The following is an 18,293-nucleotide window of genomic DNA, read 5'->3' as shown; positions in this document are numbered from 1 at the left end:
ATCGCCCTCTTCGAGCCGCAGCTAGAAAGATTGGGACTCGGCTACACCGCCCCGGCCAACCTTTCCGTCATCACTGCATGGGGTCAGTCGATGGAAGGAACCATCAGCGACAAGGACCTGGTCCTGATAGATCGCGGCATCAATGAGTACGTCGGCGATGGCATTTATCTCATCGCCTGGGCAGGGCATTTGTTCCTCAAGCGCCTTCAGCTTGCCGGTACAGCTCAACTGGAGCTGATGTCAGATAGTCCGGCGCACACATCGCGAACCGTGGCTATGGACGACGTGAAAATCCACGCCAGGGCAATGCTGATTTGGAAGGCGAGCAAGGCTTAGATATCGATTCTTCAGCAGTGCAATTCGTTGAGCTGTCCGCTTTCCGCCGATTCTGTTGAAAAACCCCCTTCGAGATTTCTGCCCACAAAAGTGCATTGTGTACGCTGAAATCTGAGCCATTTCCGGGGCAGAACTGCCTTGGATTTCACGTAGCAACGCGCAAATCAGCCGCTTTTGGGGCTATGGACAGGCGATCTGGCCAACACCGACTTTTTCAACAGAATCCGCCAAAAGCGGCCTCTCAGGGGGGCTGCGAAACGTGGGAGGTTCAACCAACTGGCTTGAGCGTCTCCCGAAGTTCAGCCCAGTGCAACAGTGCATCTCTTCGAGAGCACCCCTGCGCTCTTCAGGTAGCGCTGCCTCACTTCGGTCAAGCCATTCACCCCGACCGCAACGAGCGTCATGCACCAGAAAGAAGCGCAACGCCTCTTTCAGGAGCGCAGACCACACGAAAAAGCGAGTCGTAATCCACCTGGGTGCATTGCAGCCTCACTGAAATGGAGGTCTTGCAGAGTTGGCACGGCATTCGCTTCGTCCAATGCGTGCAGGAGTAATCCGGACCACCGGAAAGCGGCACCACAATCTGACAATGGATGACTAGGGTTCCGGCTCGCGCAGCGAGTGACTGGTCCGAGAGTCATCGACCTCCAGCGAGGTTACACGGCGGGACAAAAGCCCGGGAGACGAGAGCGCCACAGTGCCGCCCGACTCCTGCCCGCCCGACAACCGACCTGGAGATTGTCCATGCGCAAGCCCCTTCTTACCGCCTTGTTCGCCGCCGGCCTCGCCACTTTCAGCCTCGGCGCCAGCGCCGCCGCGAAGAACAGCTTCAACCTCTGCTGGACCATCTACGCCGGCTGGATGCCGTGGGAGTATGCGGCCAGCCACGGCATCGTCGACAAGTGGGCGAAGAAGTACGGCATCGAGATCAAGGTCACCCAGCTCAACGACTACATCGAGTCGATCAACCAATACACCGCAGGCCAGTTCGACGGCTGCACCATGACCAACATGGACGCCCTGACCATCCCCGCGGCCGGCGGCGTGGACTCCACCGCGCTGATCGTCAGCGACTTCTCCAACGGCAACGACGGCATCGTCCTCAAGGGCGAAGGTAAATCCCTGGCCGACCTCAAGGGCATGAACGTCAACCTGGTGGAACTCTCGGTCTCCCACTACCTGCTCGCCCGCGCGCTGGTAAACGCCCGCCTGACCGAGAAGGACGTGACCACGGTGAACACCTCCGACGCCGACATCGCCGCCGCCTTCAACACCGACGACGTGCAGGCGGTGATCACCTGGAACCCAATGCTCTCCGAAGCCCGCGCCAAGCCGGGCACCACCGAGGTGTTCAACTCCAGCCAGATCCCCGGCGAGATCATGGACATGATGGTGGTCAACAGCGCCGTCCTGAAGGACAACCCGGCGCTGGGCAAGGCCCTGACCGGCGCCTGGTTCGAAACCGTCGCGCTGATGCAGGGCGACAGCGCCGAGACCCGCGCCGTGCTGGAACACATGGCCAAGGCCTCGGGCACCGACCTCGCCGGCTACCAGAGCCAGCTTGCCACCACGAAGCTGTTCGCCACACCGAAGGAAGCGCTGGCCTTTGCCACCAGCCCGAAACTGCCGGCGACCATGGACAAGGTCGCAACCTTTTCCTTCGCCCACGGCTTGCTGGGTGAAGGTGCCAAGAGCGCCGAAGCCGTCGGCATGAGTTTCGCGGGCGGCCTCTCCACCGGCGATGCGCAGAACCTGAAGCTGCGTTTTGACCCGAGCTACGTGCAGATGGCGGCGGAAGGGAAGCTCTGACCTGTGCACCGTTTCCCCTCGTAGGGCGGATAACGCGCTCCGCGTTATCCGCCCTGCGAACTGACTGGTACGAAGCATGCGCCTGATCAACCGAACCCCCGACCGCAGCGGCCGCCTGTTCCTGGTGCTGCTGCCCTTCGCCCTGCTGCTGTTCGCCTATTTCACCGGCTCGGCATCGCGGCTGGCGGAGAACCCCAACGACAAGCTGTTGCCCAGCGCCGCGCAGATGGCCGACGCAGTGAACCGCCTCGCCTTCAGCGAAGACAAGCGCACCGGCGAAGTGCTGTTCTGGCAGGACACCGGCGCCAGCCTGCAACGCCTGGGCGTGGGCCTCTCCATCGCCGCCCTGCTAGGCCTGGTGCTGGGCATTGCCGCCGGCAGCGTGCCGCTGTTCGGCGCGCCGCTGTCGCCGCTGCTCGCGGTGCTGTCGATGATCCCGCCGCTGGCGATCCTGCCGGTGCTGTTCATCGTCTTCGGCCTGGGCGAGTTGTCCAAGGTGGTGCTGATCGTCATCGGCGTCGCGCCCTGCATCGCCCGCGACATCGAACAGCGCGCGCGGGAAATCCCCCGCGAACTGCTGATCAAGGCACAGACCCTGGGCGCCAGTACCTGGACGCTGATCCTGCGCGTGGTGCTGCCGCAACTGATGCCGCGCCTGCTCATTTCCCTGCGCCTGATGCTCGGCTCGGCCTGGCTGTTCCTCATCGCCGCCGAAGCCATCGCCTCCACCGACGGCCTGGGCTACCGCATCTTCCTCGTGCGCCGCTACCTGGCCATGGACGTCATCCTGCCCTACGTGGTGTGGATCACCGCGCTGGCCTGGCTGATGGACTGGGCGCTGCGCGCGCTCACCCAGCGCGCCTTCCCCTGGTACGAAGGAGGCAAAGCATGAGCTTCATTCAAGTCCGCAACGTCTGGCAGGAGTACGCCGGCAACGTGGTGCTCGAACGCCTCAACCTCGAGGTGAACGAAGGCGAGTTCTGCACCCTGGTCGGCGCCTCCGGCTGCGGCAAGTCCACCTTCCTGCGCCTGCTGCTCGGCCAGGAGCGCCCCAGCCGTGGCGAACTGCTGCTCAACGGCCAGCCGCTGCCGGGCGAACCCGACCCGAGCCGTGGCGTGGTGTTCCAGCGCTACTCGGTGTTCCCGCACCTTAGCGTGCTGGACAACGTCGCCCTCGGCCTGGAACTACCGCGCTCGCCGCTGCTCGGCCGGCTGTTCGGCGCCGCCAAGCGCGAGGCCCGCGAACAGGCCGCCGCCCTGCTCGAGCGCGTCGGCCTCGGCCATGCGCTCAAGCAATACCCGAGCGCCCTCTCCGGCGGCATGCAGCAACGCCTGGCCATCGCCCAAGCGCTGGTCATGAAGCCGCGCGTGCTGCTGCTCGACGAACCCTTCGGCGCGCTCGACCCGGGCATCCGCAAGGACATGCACGCCCTGCTGCTGGAGCTTTGGCAGGAAACCCGGCTCACCGTGTTCATGGTCACTCACGACCTGGCTGAAGGCTTCAGCCTGGGCACCCGCCTGCTGGTATTCGACAAGGTCCGCCACGACCCGCAGGCGCCCACCGCCTACGGCGCCCGCATCACCTACGACATCCCGCTCAACGCCGACCGCAAGGCTGCCCGCGCCGCCCTGCCCGAACCGCTCGCCGCGCGCCTGGAAACGGCCGCGCCGCTGATCACGCCGGCCTACTGAGGAACCCGATATGAACGACCTGCGCACCACCCTCTACGAAGAAACCGTCCCCGGCGGCGGCCACACTTCCTTCGTGCTCAAGCGCGGCCAGCTGCTGCGCCTGACCGACCTGGAAGGCGGCGGCAACGCCAGCGTGCTGCTATTCAACGCCGCCGAGAAAAGCGAGCGGTTGAACCTGCCCGACAGCCTCAAGTGCCAGCACACCGCCAGGCTCACCGCCGGCCACTGCCTGTACTCGGACATGGGACGCGTGCTCGCCGCCATCACCGCCGACAGCTGCGGCTGGCACGACAGCTTCGGCGGCGTGCTGAACGCCACCGAAGTGCAGGAGAAGTACGGCCAGGGCCGCTACCAGGAACTGCGCAACGGCTTCTTCCGCAACGGCGCGGACAACCTGCTGGTGGAAATGGGCAAGTGGGACATGCGCCTGCAGGACCTGCTGATGTGCCTGAACCTGTTCAGTCGCGTGGATGTCGACGCCGACGGCTGCTTCCGCTTCGCGCCGGGCAATTCCAGGGCTGGCGACTTCGTCGAACTCTACGCGCCGATGGACACCCTCGTGGTGCTCACCGCCCTGCAACACCCCATGGACCCGAACCCGCAATACGCGCCCAAGCCCATCGGCCTGACCTGGCAGCAGGTCGCGTCCGACGGCATCAGCGTGCTCTGCCGCACCTCGCGCGCGGAGAACGGCCGCGGTTTCCACAACACCGAACGCCTGTTCATCTGAGGAGCGCGAACATGCCCATCGTCCCCAGCGACAAACACCCCGAAGCCTGCATCTCGCGCGCCCTGATTCCCGCCGGCGAGCCCAGCCTCACCGAACTGAAAGCCGGGCAGACCCTGCGCATCCTCGACCTGGAAGGCAACCAGGCGGTGGACACCCTATTCTTCAGCGCCGCCAACCCGCGCGAGCGCTACGACGTGCAGCGCACCCTGCGCAAACAGGGTCAGGTCTATCTCAGCGCCGGCAGCGTGCTCTGGTCCAACCTCGGCAACCCGATGCTGAGCATCGTCGCCGACACCTGCGGCCGCCACGATACCCTGGGCGGCGCCTGCGCCCAGGAAAGCAACACCGTGCGCTACGCCCTGGACAAGCGCTACATGCACAGCTGCCGCGACAACTTCCTGCGCGCCAGCCTGCACGACGGGCGCCTCTCCAAGGCCGACATCAGCCACAACATCAACTTCTTCATGAACGTGCCGGTCACCGCCGAGGGCGGCCTGACCTTCGAGGACGGCATCTCCGGCGCTGGCAAGTACGTCGAGTTGCTCGCGCACATGGACGTAATCGTGCTGATCTCCAACTGCCCGCAGCTGAACAACCCCTGCAACGGCTGGAACCCGACCTCGGCGGAGCTGCTGGTATGGGACTGACTGCGTGCCTGCGCAGCTGGCTGTGGCTGCTCTGCCAGAGCCGCAGCGCCCAGTGCAGCCCAACGCTGCGTGAGCGCCCAAGCGGCAACGAACCTGCCCCGTAGGATGGGAGGAGCGAAGCGATACCCATCCTACGAGAAGCTTCAGCGCCACGGACGACCCTGGCGCACACCGAATGACGGCGGGACGACCCGCCACCCCATGGGGACTTCCTCATGTTCGACAAGCTCCTGATCGCCAACCGCGGCGCCATCGCCTGCCGCATCCTGCGCACCCTCCACGCACTCGACGTGAAAGGCGTGGCCGTCTACTCCGAAGCCGACGCCGCCAGCCTGCACATCCAGCAGGCCGACCAGGCCATCAGCCTCGGCGAAGGCCCGGCCTCCAGCACCTACCTGGTGGTCGAGAAAATCCTCGCCGCCGCCCGCGACAGCGGCGCCCAGGCCATCCACCCCGGCTACGGCTTCCTCTCCGAGAACGCCGCCTTCGCCGAAGCCTGCGAAGCCGCCGGCATCGCCTTCGTCGGCCCAACGCCGGAGCAACTGCGCCTGTTCGGCCTCAAACACACCGCCCGCGCCCTGGCCCGCGAACAAGGCGTGCCGATGCTCGAAGGCACCGACCTGCTGCCCGACCTAGAAGCCGCCCTGCTCGCCGGTGAACAGGTCGGCTACCCGGTGATGCTCAAAAGCACCGCCGGCGGTGGCGGCATTGGCATGCGTGTGTGCCGCACGGCGGACGAACTGCGCGACGCCTTCGACGCGGTGAAGCGCCTGGGGCAGAACAACTTCAGCGACTCGGGCGTATTCATCGAGAAGTACATCCAGCGCGCCCGCCACCTGGAAGTGCAGGTGTTCGGCGACGGTCAGGGGGAAGTGATCGCTCTCGGCGTGCGCGACTGCTCGGTGCAGCGGCGCAACCAGAAGGTGCTGGAAGAAACCCCGGCGCCCAACCTGCCCGCCGGCATGGCGGAGCAGCTCTGCGCGGCGGCGATCCAGCTGGCGAAAGCCGTCGGCTACCGCAGTGCCGGCACCGTGGAATTCGTCTACGACAGCGAGGCGCAGCGCTTCTACTTCCTCGAAGTGAACACCCGCCTGCAGGTGGAGCACGGCGTCACCGAGCAGGTCTGGAGCGTCGACCTGGTGCGCTGGATGATCGAGCTGGCCGCCGGCGACTTGCCGCCGCTGGCCGAACTGGCCGCTACGCTGCAACCCACCGGTCACGCCATTCAGGCACGGCTGTACGCGGAGGACCCGGGCCGCGACTTCCAGCCCTGCCCCGGCCTGCTCACCGCCGTGCAGTTCCCGCCGGCAGATGGCAAGGCGCTACGCATCGATACCTGGGTCGAGGCCGGCTGCGAGATTCCGCCCTACTTCGACCCGATGATCGCCAAGCTCATCGCCTGGGCGCCAACCCGCGAGCAAGCCAGTACCGCTCTCGACCGCGCGCTCGCCGACAGCCTGCTCTACGGCGTGGAATGCAATCGCGACTACCTGCGGCAGATCCTCGCAGACGCACCTTTCGCCAGCGGCTCACCCTGGACGCGCTGCCTGGAGGGCCTGTGCTACCGCGCCCACACCATCGAAGTACTCAGCGCCGGCACCCAGACCAGCGTGCAGGACTACCCCGGCCGCCTCGGCTACTGGGCCGTGGGCGTGCCGCCGTCCGGGCCGATGGACGACCGCGCGCTGCGCCTGGGCAATGTCCTGCTGGGCAACCCCGAAGGCGCCGCCGCGCTGGAGATCACCATGAGCGGCCCGAGCCTGCGCTTCAACACCGACGCCATAGTCGCGATCACCGGCGCAGCGTTGCCGGTCCTGCTCGATGACATCGAGCAGCCGATGAATACCACGCTGTTCATCGCCGCCGGCGCCACGCTCAGCCTGGGCACCGTCAGCGGCGCCGGCGCACGCAGCTACCTGTGCCTGCGCGGCGGCCTGCAAGTGCCGGACTACCTGGGCAGCAAGAGCACCTTCACCCTCGGCCAATTCGGCGGCCACGGCGGCCGCGCCCTGCGCGCGGGCGATGTGCTGCACCTCGCCGCACTGGAAGACACCAGCCACGGCGCCAGCCTGCCGCCGCCGCTACGCAACGAGCTGCCAGACGTGCGGCAGATCCGTGTGATCTACGGCCCCCACGGCGCGCCGGAATACTTCACCCAGGCCTACATCGACACCTTCTTCGCCACCGACTGGGAGGTGCACTTCAACTCCAGCCGCACCGGCGTGCGCCTGATCGGCCCGAAGCCGGAGTGGGTGCGCGAGAGCGGCGGCGAGGCCGGCCTGCACCCCTCGAACATCCACGACAACCCGTACGCCATCGGCGCGGTGGACTTCACCGGCGACATGCCGGTCATCCTCGGCCCGGACGGCCCGAGCCTGGGCGGCTTCGTCTGCCCGGTGACGGTGATCGAGGCCGACCTCTGGCAGCTCGGCCAGCTCAAGGCGGGGGACAAGGTACGCTTCCTACCGGTGGATATCGCCACGGCTCGCAGCCTGGCTGCTCTTCGTAGGAGCGAGCTTGCTCGCGAACCTGACGCTACCCGTGACACCACGACAATTCCGTTCGCGAGCAAACTCGCTCCTACAAGTCCCATCATCCTCGACCTCGGCCAGGACGACACCCGCCTGGTCGCGCGCCTCTCCGGCGATACCCACCTGCTGCTGGAAATCGGCCAACCCGAGCTCGACCTCGTGCTGCGCTTCCGCGCCCACGCCCTGATGCAGGCGCTGGAGGCGAAGCACCTCACCGGCGTGATCGACCTCACCCCCGGCATCCGCTCGCTGCAGGTGCACTACCAACCGGAAACCCTGCCGCTGGCAATGCTGCTGGAAACCGTCGCCGGCCTGTGGGATGCCGTGTGCGCCGCGCAGGACCTCAAGGTGCCGTCGCGCATCGTCCACCTGCCGCTGTCCTGGGACGACCCCGCCTGCCAGTTGGCCATCGAGAAATACATGACCACCGTGCGCAAGGACGCGCCCTGGTGCCCGAGCAACCTGGAGTTCATCCGCCGCATCAACGAACTGCCAGACCTGGAAGCGGTGTACCGCACCGTGTTCGAGGCCAGCTACCTGGTGATGGGCCTGGGCGACGTCTACCTCGGCGCGCCGGTGGCCACGCCGCTGGACCCGCGCCACCGCCTGGTGACCACCAAATACAACCCGGCGCGCACCTGGACAGCGGAGAACTCCGTGGGCATCGGCGGCGCGTACCTGTGCGTCTACGGCATGGAAGGCCCCGGCGGCTACCAGTTCGTCGGCCGTACCCTGCAGATGTGGAACCGCTACCGCGAAGTCGCCGCGTTCGACGGCAAGCCGTGGCTGCTGCGCTTCTTCGACCAGATTCGCTTCTACCCGGTGTCGGCGGACGAACTGCTGAACATCCGCCGCGACTTCCCGCTGGGCCGCTACCCGCTGCGCATCGAGGAAAGCGAGTTGCGCCTGGCGGACTACCAGGCCTTCCTCGCCGAGGAAGCCGACAGCATCGCCGCCTTCCGCCGCCACCAGCGCGCCGCCTTCGATGCCGAGCGCGAGCGCTGGATCGCCTCCGGCCAGGCGCATTTCGAGAGCGAGGAAGCCGCCGTCGACAACAGCGAGGACGCCCCGCTCGGCGCCGGCCAGCACGCCATCGAAAGCCACATCGCCGGCAACCTCTGGCAGGTGCAGGTGGAGGCCGGCGCCAGCGTGAAGGCCGGCGACATCCTGGTGATCCTCGAATCCATGAAGATGGAAATCCCCCTCACCGCCCCGCGCGACGGCGTGGTGTGCGAAGTGCGCGTGCAGCCCGGCTCGCCGGTGCGTGCCGGGCAGAGGGTGGTGGTGATGGAAGAAGCCTGAGCGACAGCTGAAACGCGCCCTCTCAGGGAGAGGGCTGCCCACGCACTGAAATGACCGGCCCCAAGGAATCCCGACCATGCCCCATCCCTTCGACCTGCGCCTCGCCACCCTGCGCACTGCGTACCGCGAAGGCCGCGCCACGCCGCGCCAGCTGATCGCCCAACTACGCGACAAGGCCGCCGCGCTGAACCCTGACTACCACCTGTTCATCCACCTGCTGACGCTGGACGAGCTGGAACCCTACCTCGCCGCGCTGGACGACAAATCCCCCGAAAGCCTGCCGCTGTTCGGCATCCCCTTCGCCATCAAGGACAACATTGACCTCGCCGGCATCCCCACTACCGCCGCCTGCCCGGCCTTCGCCTACACGCCGGCCACCTCCGCGACGCTGGTGCAGCAACTGATCGACCTGGGCGCCATCCCGCTGGGCAAGACCAATCTCGACCAGTTCGCCACCGGCCTCAACGGCACCCGTTCGCCCTACGGCGAATGCCGCAATAGCGTGCTGCCGGACTATCCGTCCGGCGGCTCCAGCGCCGGCTCCTCGCTGGCCGTGGCGCTGGGCGTGGCGAGCTTCGCCCTGGGCACCGACACCGCCGGCTCCGGCCGCGTGCCGGCGGCGCTCAACGGTCTGCTGGGACTCAAGCCGAGCAAGGGACTGCTGTCCAACCACGGCCTGGTGCCGGCCTGCCGCACGCTGGACTGCATCACCTATTTCACCGCCAGCGCCGCCGAGGCCAGCGAACTGCTCGCCCTCACCGTCCGGCTCGATCCGCAGGATGGCTATAGCCGCGCCAACCCGGCCTGGAACGACGCCAGCGCCTTCGGTGCACCCGGGCCGTTCCGCTTCGGCGTGCCCCGCGCCGATCAGCTGGAGTTCTTCGGCTGCCACGAAGGCCCGGTGCTGTTCACCGACGCCCTCGATCAGCTCAAGGCCCTGGGCGGCGAGGCACGGGAAATCGACTTCGCGCCCTTCCTCGAAGCCGCGCGCCTGCTCTACGAAGGCCCCTGGGTCGCCGAGCGCTACAGCGTGGCGGGCGACCTGATCGAGCGTGACCCGCAGGCGGTGCTGCCGGTGATCCGCGACGTGCTGGCGAAGGCTCCCGGTGCATCCGCCGTGCAGGCGTTCCGCGCGCAATACCGGTTGCAGGCGCTCAAGGCACAGTGCGACGCGATCCTCGCCGACCTCGACTGCGTGCTGACGCCCACCATCGGCCGTCCGGTGACGCTGGACGAGCTGCACGCCGAACCGGTGAAGCGCAATTCCGAGCTGGGCAACTACACCAACTTCATGAACCTGCTGGACTACGCCGCCGTCGCGGTGCCCAGCGCCCTCATGGACAACGGCCTGCCCTGGGGCGTGACGCTGTTCGGCCGCGCCTTCACCGACCAATACCTGCTCGGCGTGGCCGACGCCCTGCAGCGCCAACACAACCTGCCGCTCACCGGCGGCAACGCCATCGCCCCGGCTTATTCCGCCAACGCCGCTCGCAGCGACCGCGCGCGCCTGGTCGTCTGCGGCGCGCACCTCGATGGCCTGGCGCTTAACTGGCAACTGCGCCAGCGCGGCGCGCGCCTCTTGCGTGCCACGCGCAGCGCACCGGCCTACAAGCTCTACGCCCTGGCCGGCGGCCCGCCGCTGCGCCCCGGCATGCTGCGCGTGGCCGAAGGCGGCGTGACCATCGAGGTGGAGGTCTGGGAGCTGCCCAGCGCCGAACTGGGCTCCTTCCTCACCGGCATCCCGGCGCCGCTGGGGCTGGGCAAGGTCCAGCTGGAGGACGGCAGTTGGGAAACCGGCTTCATCTGCGATGCCTGGGGACTGAATGGCGCCGAGGACATCAGCCGCTTCGGTGGCTGGCGGGGGTGGTTAACAAGCCGCAGGTAACGTCACGACCGTTCCAGACGTGTCGGAGGCTGCCCCTGGCGAGAGGCAGCTACCGTCCGATTCTGTTGAAAAAGTCGGTGTTGGCCAGATTCTCCTGTCCATAGCCCCAAAAGCGGCTGATTTGCGCGTTGCTACGTGAAATCCAAGGCAGGTTCTGCCCCGGAAATGGCTCCGATTTCAGCGTACGCAATGCACTTTTGTGGGCAGAAATCTCGAAGGGGGTTTTTCAACAGAATCGGCCGATAACAGCCCACAGTCAGCCTCTCCCCTGGAGCGATTCATACCCGCACTGACGGCGAACCCGCTGTTGCCGCATCAACAGTGAACGAACTGTTGCTCTGCAAACACTCATTCAACAGTTCACTTCACCAGCAACAGTCAATCTGCACTAAAAAACCATAAACCATTGATTTGTATGTATTTAATTTAATGGAATGGGAATTGCTTTGGCACGTCGACCCTATCTGCCAAAGGAACACCAACCATGAGCACCTCCTTCAACGTCGTCGCCGTCTCGGGTGGGGCCTATCGCCCGTCGCGCACCCTGGCCCTGACCGAGGCGATTGTCGATGCCCTCAGCCAACATCTTCAGTTCAACACCCACCTGATCGAGCTGGGCGACATCGCCCGACCGGTCGGTGGCGCCCTTTCGCGCAAAGAGTTGCCGGCCGATGTGGAAGAGAAACTGGCGGCCATCGAGCAGGCTGATCTGCTGATAGTCGCGGCGCCGGTCTATCGGGGTTCCTACCCGGGTCAGTTCAAGCATTTGTTCGACCTGATCGACCAGCACGCGCTGATCGATACTCCGGTGCTGCTGGCCGCCACCGGCGGCAGTGAGCGCCATGCGCTGGTCATCGATCACCAACTGCGCCCGCTGTTCAGCTTCTTCCAGGCGCTCACCCTGCCCATCGGCGTATACGCCTCGGAGGCGGATTTCCGGGACTACCGGGTCACCAGCGAGCCGCTGCAAGCGCGCATCCGCCTGGCCGCCGAGCGCGCCGCCGCCGTGCTGCGTGGTAATCACGACGGCGCCGTGCTGCGCAAGATCGCCTGACGGGTCGCCAGCCATGAGCCTGCATCAACAACCCACCTTCCTCAAACCGCTGCAGACCGCACAGCGGCTCGCCGAACAGTTCGCCGAGAGCGCTGTCGAGCGCGATGCTCGCGGCGGCACGCCCAAGGTCGAGCGCGACGCGCTGCGCGCCAGCGGCCTGCTGGCCCTGGCGATTCCCAGCCAGTACGGCGGCATCGGCGCCAGCTGGAGCGAAACCTTCGAGGTGGTGCGCGAGTTCGCCCGCGTCGACAGCTCCATCGCCCACGTGTTCGGTTTCCAGCACCTGATGCTGGCCACCGTGCGCCTGTTCGCCCGCCCCGAGCAGTGGCAACCCTGGTTCGAGCAGACCGCGCGCAAGAACTGGTTCTGGGGCAACGCCCTCAACCCGCTGGACACCCGCACCGTGGTGAAAAAGTTCGATGGCTGGTACGAGTTCTCCGGCAAGAAGAGCTTCTGCTCCGGCGCCAGTGACTCGGAGATGCTGATCGCCTCTGCCGTGGATGAGAGTGCCGGCGGCAAGCTGCTGATCGCTGCCATCCCCAGCGGGCGTACCGGCATCAGCCTGCACGACGACTGGGACAATATCGGCCAGCGCCAGACCGACAGTGGCAGCGCCACCTTCGAGCGAGTGCGCGTCGAACACGCCGAACTGCTGCTTGATCCGGGCCCGCTGAGCACACCCTTCGCCTGCTTGCGCCCGCTGATCGCCCAGCTGCACTTCGCCAACCTGTTTCTCGGCATCGCCGAAGGCGCCTTCGAGGAGGCGCGCCAGTACAGCCTCAAGGAGAGCCGCCCCTGGTTCCGCTCCAACGCCCGCCACAGCGGCGAGGACCCCTATGTCCTGCGCCACTACGGCGAGTTCTGGGTCGGTCTGGAGAGCGTGCGCCTGCTGATCGAACGCGCCGCCACGCAGCTCGACGAAGCCTGGAGCAAGGAACACGCCCTCGGCGGCGAGGAGCGCGCGCAGCTGGCCCTGTCCATCGGCACCGCCAAGGTGGCCGCCACCCGCCACGGCCTGGATATCTGCAACCGCCTGTTCGAAGTCACCGGCGCGCGGGCTACCCACGCCTCGCTACGCTTCGACCGCTTCTGGCGCAACCTGCGCACCCAGACCCTGCACGACCCGGTGGACTACCGCATCCACGAACTGGGCGAGTGGGCGCTGAACGGTACGCGCCCTACTCCGTCCTTCTACTCGTAAGGCACGCCCATGCAACTGCTGACCCTTCCCCCCTCACCGACACTGGCCACCTCGATCAGGGCGACCGCTCAGGTCTTCGAAGACCCCAGATCGCAGGCGCTGCTCGCCCACTTGCAACAGGTCGCCCCCAGCGAGGCCAGCGTCCTGATCATCGGTGAAACCGGTACGGGCAAGGAGCTGGTCGCGCGCCACGTCCATAACCTCAGCGCTCGCCGCAACGGCCCCTTCGTGGCGGTCAACTGCGGCGCCTTCTCCGAGTCGCTGGTGGAAGCCGAGCTGTTCGGCCACGAGAAAGGCGCCTTCACCGGCGCCCTGGCGGCCAAGGCCGGCTGGTTCGAGGAGGCCAATGGCGGCACGCTGTTCCTCGACGAGATCGGCGACCTGCCAATGCCGATTCAGGTCAAGCTGCTGCGCGTACTGCAGGAGCGCGAGGTGGTGCGTCTGGGTTCGCGCAAGAGCATCCCGATCAACGTGCGGGTGCTGGCGGCAACCAACGTGCATCTCGAGAAGGCGATCAACGCCGGGCACTTCCGCGAGGACCTGTACTACCGCCTCAACGTGGTTAGCCTGCAGCTCCACCCGCTGCGCGAGCGGCCCGGCGACATCCTGCCGCTGGCTCGCCACTTCATCGCCGAGTACAGCCGCCGCCTCGGCTACGCCGAGGTGACCCTCAGCGAGGAGGCGCGCCAGCGCCTGGCCGGCTACAGCTGGCCGGGGAACATCCGCGAGCTTGAAAACGTCATCCACCACACCCTGCTGATCTGCCGCGACCACCTGATCCGCGCCGAGGATCTGCACCTGTCCAACCTGCGCATCGAGCGCGAGAAAGACAGCCAGCCGCGCGCGGAGAGTGTCGACGAGCTGCTGCAGCGCGCCTTCCAGCGCCTGTTCGAGGAACAGGGCGGCGCTCTGCACGAAAAGGTCGAGGATGCCCTGCTGCGTGCGGCCTACCGCTTCTGCCACTACAACCAGGTGCACACGGCCAACCTGCTCGGGCTGTCACGCAACATCACCCGCACTCACCTGATCCGCATCGGCGAGCTGGTGGTGAACAAGCGCCGCCCGATCGAGGTCTCCCAGGGCAGCCGGGTGATCAATCTGTCGATCTGAATACCCAAAAAAGACCAATGCCACGCGTGCACCCAACGGGCTCCAGCGGCCCTCAACCGACGATGGCAACGAGGAAGACATCATGAGTCTGGATATCTTCTGGTTCCTGCCCACTTCCGGCGACACCCGCTACCTGGGCCACTCGGCCAGCGGCCGCCCGGCGACCAATGCCTACATGCGCCAGATCGCCGTGGCCGCCGACCAGCTCGGCTACGACGGCCTGCTGATTCCCACCGGCGCCAGCTGCCTGGACCCCTGGGTGACCGCAGCCAGCCTGGTACCGGTGACCCAGCGCATCAAGCTGCTGGTGGCATTGCGCACTTCGCTCGGCAACCCCACCGCGTCGGCACGCCAGGCCGCCAGCCTGGACCAGGCCAGCAACGGCCGTCTGCTGCTCAACGTTGTGCCCGGCGGCGATGCCACGGAGCTGGCCGCCGATGGCGTGTTCCTCGCTCATGACGAGCGCTACGAGGCGTCCGACGAGTTCCTCACTATCTGGCGCCGCCTGCTGCAGGGCGAAACGGTCGACTTCGAGGGCAAGCACCTCAAGGTCGAGGGCGCGCAGAACTTCTTCCCTCCGGTGCAGCAGCCCCATCCGCCGCTGTACTTCGGCGGTTCCTCGCCGGCCGCCCACGAACTGGCGGCCAAGCACGTGGACGCCTACCTGACCTGGGGCGAGCCGCCGGCCGCCGTGGCCGAGAAGATCGCCGACGTGCGTGGCCGCGCCGCCAAGCAGGGCCGCACGGTGCGTTTCGGCGTGCGCCTGCACGTGATAGTGCGCGAGACCAATGAGGCGGCCTGGGCTGCCGCCGACGAGCTGATCAGCCACCTCGACGACGCCACCATCGCCGCCGCCCAGGCCAACTACGCCAAGATGGATTCCGAGGGCCAACGGCGCATGGCCGCCCTGCACGGCGGCAATCGCAAAAAGCTGGAAGTGGCGCCCAACCTCTGGGCGGGTGTCGGCCTGGTGCGCGGTGGCGCCGGCACCGCGCTGGTCGGCGACCCGGAAACGGTGGCCGCGCGCCTGCTGGAATACGCCGAGCTGGGTGTCGACAGCTTCGTGCTGTCCGGCTACCCCCATCTGGAGGAGGCCTACCGCTTCGCCGAACTGGTGTTCCCGCTGCTGCCCGGCAAGGGCAAGGTCACGGTGGACGGCGCATTTACCGGCGGCGCCTTCGATGTTCGCGCCGGCCAGGAGAAGGTCGCATGAGGATCATCGACCTGCGCTGCCGCCCGGCCTTTCTGCATCCCTTCTTCGGTGGCGTACCGGGGTCACCCGAGCATGCCACCGCGCGCTGGCTCAACCGGCGCGTCGGCACCCGCGGCCCGGACGACCACTTCGAGCGCTCGCTGACCCAGGAAGGTTTCCTCGGCGAAGTGCGCGAGGCCGGCCTGCACAAGGCGGTGGTGGTCGGCCGCCATACCCCGGGCCAACACCTGCCCAACAAACGCATCCACGAGATCGTCCATGGCCATGCCGAACTGATCGGCGTCGGCGCGGTGGACCCGACGCTGCAGGGCGTGGAAGGCGCCCTGGCGGAGATCGACCACGCCATCGACGTGCTCGGCCTGGCCGGCATCGACCTCGAGCCGGGCTTCGCCGAGCCGGCCCGGCATCCGGACGATGCGCTGTACTGGCCGCTCTACGAGCACCTGCAGCAGCGCGGCATCCCGCTATTCCTGATGAGCGGCCCGACCACGCCCGACCCGGCCCACAACGACCCGGGCCGCCTGGCGGCCGTGGCCCGAGCCTTCCCGCAATTGCAGATAGTGGTCTACCACGGCTACTGGCCCAACGTGCAACAGGCCATAGGCGTAGCCTTCCGCTACGAAAACATTCACCTGGTGCCGGACATGTACCTGTTCATGCCAGGCAGCGAGGCCTATGTGCAGGCGGCCAATGGCTTCCTCGCCGAGCAGCTGCTGTTCGGCTCCTCCTACACCTTCCGTCCGATCCGCCAGAGCATCGAGGATGCCCAGCGCCTGGGCTTCAGGGACGAAGTGCTGGAGAAGTTCTTCCACGGCAATGCCGCACGGCTGTTCACGTTGGCGTGAGCCATGCTGCGCCCCTGGCACGGGGCGCAGCCTCAATACACCCGCTGTACCCGGTCGGCCAATTGCCCGGCTCGCGCCAGGACGGCGTCGGGCTCATGGCAATGCGGCAGCGCCACCCGCAGGCAACCCAGGGCACGCCCCTGGATGCGCTCGATACCCCCGTGCAGAAGACGCAGTCCCGACCCCAGCGCTGCCGTCAGTCCGGCCAGGTCGGGCTCCAATGCTCGCTCGCCGGTGTAGTGCAGCTCCAGCCACAGCTCTGTGGCGGCCGCAGTGCCCTGCCCTGCCCTGGCCGGTCCCCCGAGCAGAATCTGGCTGACCTCGTGGCGTGGATCGCCAAACACCTGCCAGACCTCACCCTGTTCCACCACCTGGCCGCGCTCGAGCACCGCCACGCGGTGGCAGAGGTCGCGGATCACCTCCATCTCGTGGGTGATCAGCACGATGGTCAGGCCGAGGCGGCGATTGATGTCGCGCAGCAGTTCGAGGATCGCCTGGGTACTCTCCGGATCGAGGGCCGAGGTGGCCTCGTCGCACAGCAGGATGTCCGGCTGCAGCACCAGTGCACGGGCAATGCCGACACGCTGTTTCTGTCCGCCGGAGAGCTGCGCCGGATAGGCATCACGGCGCTCGGCAAGTCCCACCAGGTGCAGCAGTTCATCTACCCGGTGAGCACGCTCGGCGCGCGGTAGGCCGGCCATGCGCAGGGGCAGCTCGATGTTCTCGGCCACAGTGCGAGTGGCCATCAGGTTGAAGTGCTGGAAGATCATCGCCACCTTGCGCCGCAGCGCGTGCAGGCGCGCACTGTCGAAGCGGGCGATGTCCTCACCGTCGATCAGCACCTGGCCCTCGCTGGGACTCTCCAGGCGATTGATTAGACGCAGCAACGAGGACTTGCCAGCGCCACTGCGGCCAATGATGCCGAAGATCTCGCCGCGCTGGACCTGCAGGTCGATGCCCTGCAAGGCACTCAGCGCGCCGTAGCGCTTGCCGATACTGCGCAATTGCAACTGCGCCGTGCTGGCGAGAATGTCTTGGGAAAAACTTGTCACGGTGGAAGGTTCCAGTCAGTGATCGGCGACAGGCACCGCCAGTGGCGGCACCCGTCGTGTCGGGATTAGAAACCCGGTGCGATCTGGCCCTTGTAGCGGGTCAGGATGAAGTTGCGCACTTCGGGGGTGTTGAGGGCCTTGGCCAGCTTCTGGATGCCCGGGTCCTGGATGTTGTCCGGACGCGCCACCAGGAACTCGACATAGAGATCCTTGCCCTTCTCCACGATCAGCGCCTTGTTGGTGTCGATGCCGGCCTCCAGGGCGTAGTTGGCAAAGACGAAGGCCAGGTCGACCTGGCTGACCGCACGGGCCAGCAGTGCGCCTTCCAGTTCGCGGAACTTCAGCTTCTTCGGGTTCTCGGCGATGTCGCGGGTAGTGGCCAAGGTGTTGCTCGGGTCCTTGAGCTTGATCAGCCCCGCCTCGTGCAGCAGCACCAGGGAGCGGCCGGTGTTCACCGGGTCGTTGGGGATGGCCACGCTGGCGCCGTCGGGCAGATCCTTGAGGTCCTTGATCTTGGTCGAGTAGGCGCCGAACGGCTCGATGTGCACGCCGACCACCGGCACCAGGTCAGTGTGGCGGGTTTTGTTGAAGTCATCGAGGAATGGGCGGTACTGGTAGTAGTTGGCGTCGAGGTTCTTCTCGGCCAGTTGCAGGTTCGGCTGGATGAAGTCGGTGAACACCTTGATGTCCAGATCGACCCCTTCCTTGGCCAGGGCGGGTTTGACGAACTCGAGGATCTCCGCGTGGGGCACCGGGGTGGCGCCTACCACCAGCTTCTCGCCGGCATGGGCGGACAAGCTCAGAATGGCGGCGGCGAGAACCGCCAGGGACTGCTTCAACATGATGTGACTCCTATGGGATCGGGTGGCCGTCGTCGGGCGAACGT

General features: G+C 66.6%; 15 protein-coding genes and 1 riboswitch. Of the genes, 13 read left to right on the top strand and 2 right to left on the bottom strand.

Annotated elements, in window-relative coordinates; all coding sequences use genetic code 11:
• Window positions 1-30: 30 nt before the first annotated feature.
• The 13 genes from TQ98_RS10020 to TQ98_RS09960 all read left to right on the top strand — a co-directional run bounded on the left by TQ98_RS10020 (window position 31) and on the right by TQ98_RS09960 (window position 16,355).
• The gene (locus tag TQ98_RS10020; RefSeq protein ID WP_052659269.1) at window positions 31-336 is read left to right on the top strand and encodes a S24 family peptidase; all 306 of its coding nucleotides are present in this window, start codon (window positions 31-33) and stop codon (window positions 334-336) included.
• Between the two features lie 586 nt (window positions 337-922).
• Window positions 923-1,021: riboswitch (guanidine-I (ykkC/yxkD leader) on the top strand.
• Window positions 1,022-1,080: 59 nt separating this feature from the next.
• Window positions 1,081-2,145, top strand: coding sequence for a putative urea ABC transporter substrate-binding protein (locus TQ98_RS10015; RefSeq protein WP_044875282.1), 1,065 nt, complete (start codon window positions 1,081-1,083; stop codon window positions 2,143-2,145).
• Window positions 2,146-2,221: 76 nt separating this feature from the next.
• On the top strand, window positions 2,222-3,037 hold the full coding sequence (locus TQ98_RS10010) for an ABC transporter permease (protein ID WP_044875281.1): 816 nt from the start codon (window positions 2,222-2,224) through the stop codon (window positions 3,035-3,037).
• Window positions 3,034-3,837 carry an ABC transporter ATP-binding protein gene (locus TQ98_RS10005; RefSeq protein WP_044875280.1) on the top strand — a complete coding sequence of 268 codons (804 nt, stop codon included), beginning with the start codon at window positions 3,034-3,036 and terminating at the stop codon, window positions 3,835-3,837. The genes TQ98_RS10010 and TQ98_RS10005 overlap by 4 nt, the downstream gene beginning before the upstream one ends.
• Window positions 3,838-3,847: 10 nt before the next feature.
• A complete protein-coding gene (locus tag TQ98_RS10000) occupies window positions 3,848-4,567 on the top strand; it encodes an urea amidolyase associated protein UAAP1 (protein WP_044875279.1) in 720 nt (239 codons plus the stop codon).
• 11 nt (window positions 4,568-4,578) lie between these two features.
• Window positions 4,579-5,214, top strand: coding sequence for an urea amidolyase associated protein UAAP2 (locus tag TQ98_RS09995; protein ID WP_044875278.1), 636 nt, complete (start codon window positions 4,579-4,581; stop codon window positions 5,212-5,214).
• Window positions 5,215-5,429: 215 nt separating this feature from the next.
• The gene (gene uca, locus TQ98_RS09990; protein WP_044875277.1) at window positions 5,430-9,047 is read left to right on the top strand and encodes an urea carboxylase; all 3,618 of its coding nucleotides are present in this window, start codon (window positions 5,430-5,432) and stop codon (window positions 9,045-9,047) included.
• 76 nt (window positions 9,048-9,123) lie between these two features.
• Window positions 9,124-10,932, top strand: coding sequence for an allophanate hydrolase (atzF, locus tag TQ98_RS09985; RefSeq protein WP_044875276.1), 1,809 nt, complete (start codon window positions 9,124-9,126; stop codon window positions 10,930-10,932).
• 484 nt (window positions 10,933-11,416) lie between these two features.
• Window positions 11,417-11,986, top strand: coding sequence for an FMN reductase (msuE, locus tag TQ98_RS09980; RefSeq protein ID WP_044875275.1), 570 nt, complete (start codon window positions 11,417-11,419; stop codon window positions 11,984-11,986).
• A 13-nt stretch (window positions 11,987-11,999) separates the two neighbouring features.
• Window positions 12,000-13,187, top strand: coding sequence for an acyl-CoA dehydrogenase family protein (locus TQ98_RS09975; RefSeq protein WP_044875274.1), 1,188 nt, complete (start codon window positions 12,000-12,002; stop codon window positions 13,185-13,187).
• A 9-nt stretch (window positions 13,188-13,196) separates the two neighbouring features.
• Window positions 13,197-14,297, top strand: coding sequence for a sigma-54 dependent transcriptional regulator (locus tag TQ98_RS09970; RefSeq protein WP_044875273.1), 1,101 nt, complete (start codon window positions 13,197-13,199; stop codon window positions 14,295-14,297).
• Window positions 14,298-14,379: 82 nt separating this feature from the next.
• Window positions 14,380-15,510, top strand: a complete 1,131-nt coding sequence (gene ssuD, locus TQ98_RS09965; protein WP_044875272.1) for an FMNH2-dependent alkanesulfonate monooxygenase — start codon at window positions 14,380-14,382, stop codon at window positions 15,508-15,510.
• Window positions 15,507-16,355 (top strand): amidohydrolase family protein, encoded by an 849-nt coding sequence (locus TQ98_RS09960; RefSeq protein ID WP_103102932.1) that lies wholly within the window; start codon window positions 15,507-15,509, stop codon window positions 16,353-16,355. The genes ssuD and TQ98_RS09960 overlap by 4 nt, the downstream gene beginning before the upstream one ends.
• A 32-nt stretch (window positions 16,356-16,387) precedes the next feature.
• Here the strand turns inward: TQ98_RS09960 and TQ98_RS09955 are convergent, their stop codons facing one another.
• Window positions 16,388-17,407 (bottom strand): methionine ABC transporter ATP-binding protein, encoded by a 1,020-nt coding sequence (locus TQ98_RS09955; RefSeq protein WP_044875269.1) that lies wholly within the window; start codon window positions 17,405-17,407, stop codon window positions 16,388-16,390.
• A gap of 65 nt (window positions 17,408-17,472) precedes the next feature.
• Complete coding sequence (locus TQ98_RS09950) at window positions 17,473-18,246, bottom strand: MetQ/NlpA family ABC transporter substrate-binding protein (RefSeq protein ID WP_044875504.1); 774 nt, start codon at window positions 18,244-18,246, stop codon at window positions 17,473-17,475.
• Between the last annotated feature and the right edge of the window lie 47 nt (window positions 18,247-18,293).

Origin of the sequence: Pseudomonas sp. LFM046, assembly GCF_000949385.2 — a bacterium.
GTDB lineage: Bacteria > Pseudomonadota > Gammaproteobacteria > Pseudomonadales > Pseudomonadaceae > Metapseudomonas.
The sequence above is the reverse complement of the archived record's forward strand: the minus strand, read 5'-3'. Positions and strand labels throughout refer to the sequence as shown.

What these genes read in the sequence shown, in the direction of transcription:
- TQ98_RS10015 (WP_044875282.1), top strand. Translation starts at nt 1,081, where the DNA reads ATGCGCAAGCCCCTTCTTACCGCCTTGTTCGCCGCCGGCCTCGCCACT.
- TQ98_RS10010 (WP_044875281.1), top strand. Translation starts at nt 2,222, where the DNA reads ATGCGCCTGATCAACCGAACCCCCGACCGCAGCGGCCGCCTGTTCCTG.
- TQ98_RS10005 (WP_044875280.1), top strand. Translation starts at nt 3,034, where the DNA reads ATGAGCTTCATTCAAGTCCGCAACGTCTGGCAGGAGTACGCCGGCAAC.
- TQ98_RS10000 (WP_044875279.1), top strand. Translation starts at nt 3,848, where the DNA reads ATGAACGACCTGCGCACCACCCTCTACGAAGAAACCGTCCCCGGCGGC.
- TQ98_RS09995 (WP_044875278.1), top strand. Translation starts at nt 4,579, where the DNA reads ATGCCCATCGTCCCCAGCGACAAACACCCCGAAGCCTGCATCTCGCGC.
- uca (WP_044875277.1), top strand. Translation starts at nt 5,430, where the DNA reads ATGTTCGACAAGCTCCTGATCGCCAACCGCGGCGCCATCGCCTGCCGC.
- atzF (WP_044875276.1), top strand. Translation starts at nt 9,124, where the DNA reads ATGCCCCATCCCTTCGACCTGCGCCTCGCCACCCTGCGCACTGCGTAC.
- msuE (WP_044875275.1), top strand. Translation starts at nt 11,417, where the DNA reads ATGAGCACCTCCTTCAACGTCGTCGCCGTCTCGGGTGGGGCCTATCGC.
- TQ98_RS09975 (WP_044875274.1), top strand. Translation starts at nt 12,000, where the DNA reads ATGAGCCTGCATCAACAACCCACCTTCCTCAAACCGCTGCAGACCGCA.
- TQ98_RS09970 (WP_044875273.1), top strand. Translation starts at nt 13,197, where the DNA reads ATGCAACTGCTGACCCTTCCCCCCTCACCGACACTGGCCACCTCGATC.
- ssuD (WP_044875272.1), top strand. Translation starts at nt 14,380, where the DNA reads ATGAGTCTGGATATCTTCTGGTTCCTGCCCACTTCCGGCGACACCCGC.
- TQ98_RS09960 (WP_103102932.1), top strand. Translation starts at nt 15,507, where the DNA reads ATGAGGATCATCGACCTGCGCTGCCGCCCGGCCTTTCTGCATCCCTTC.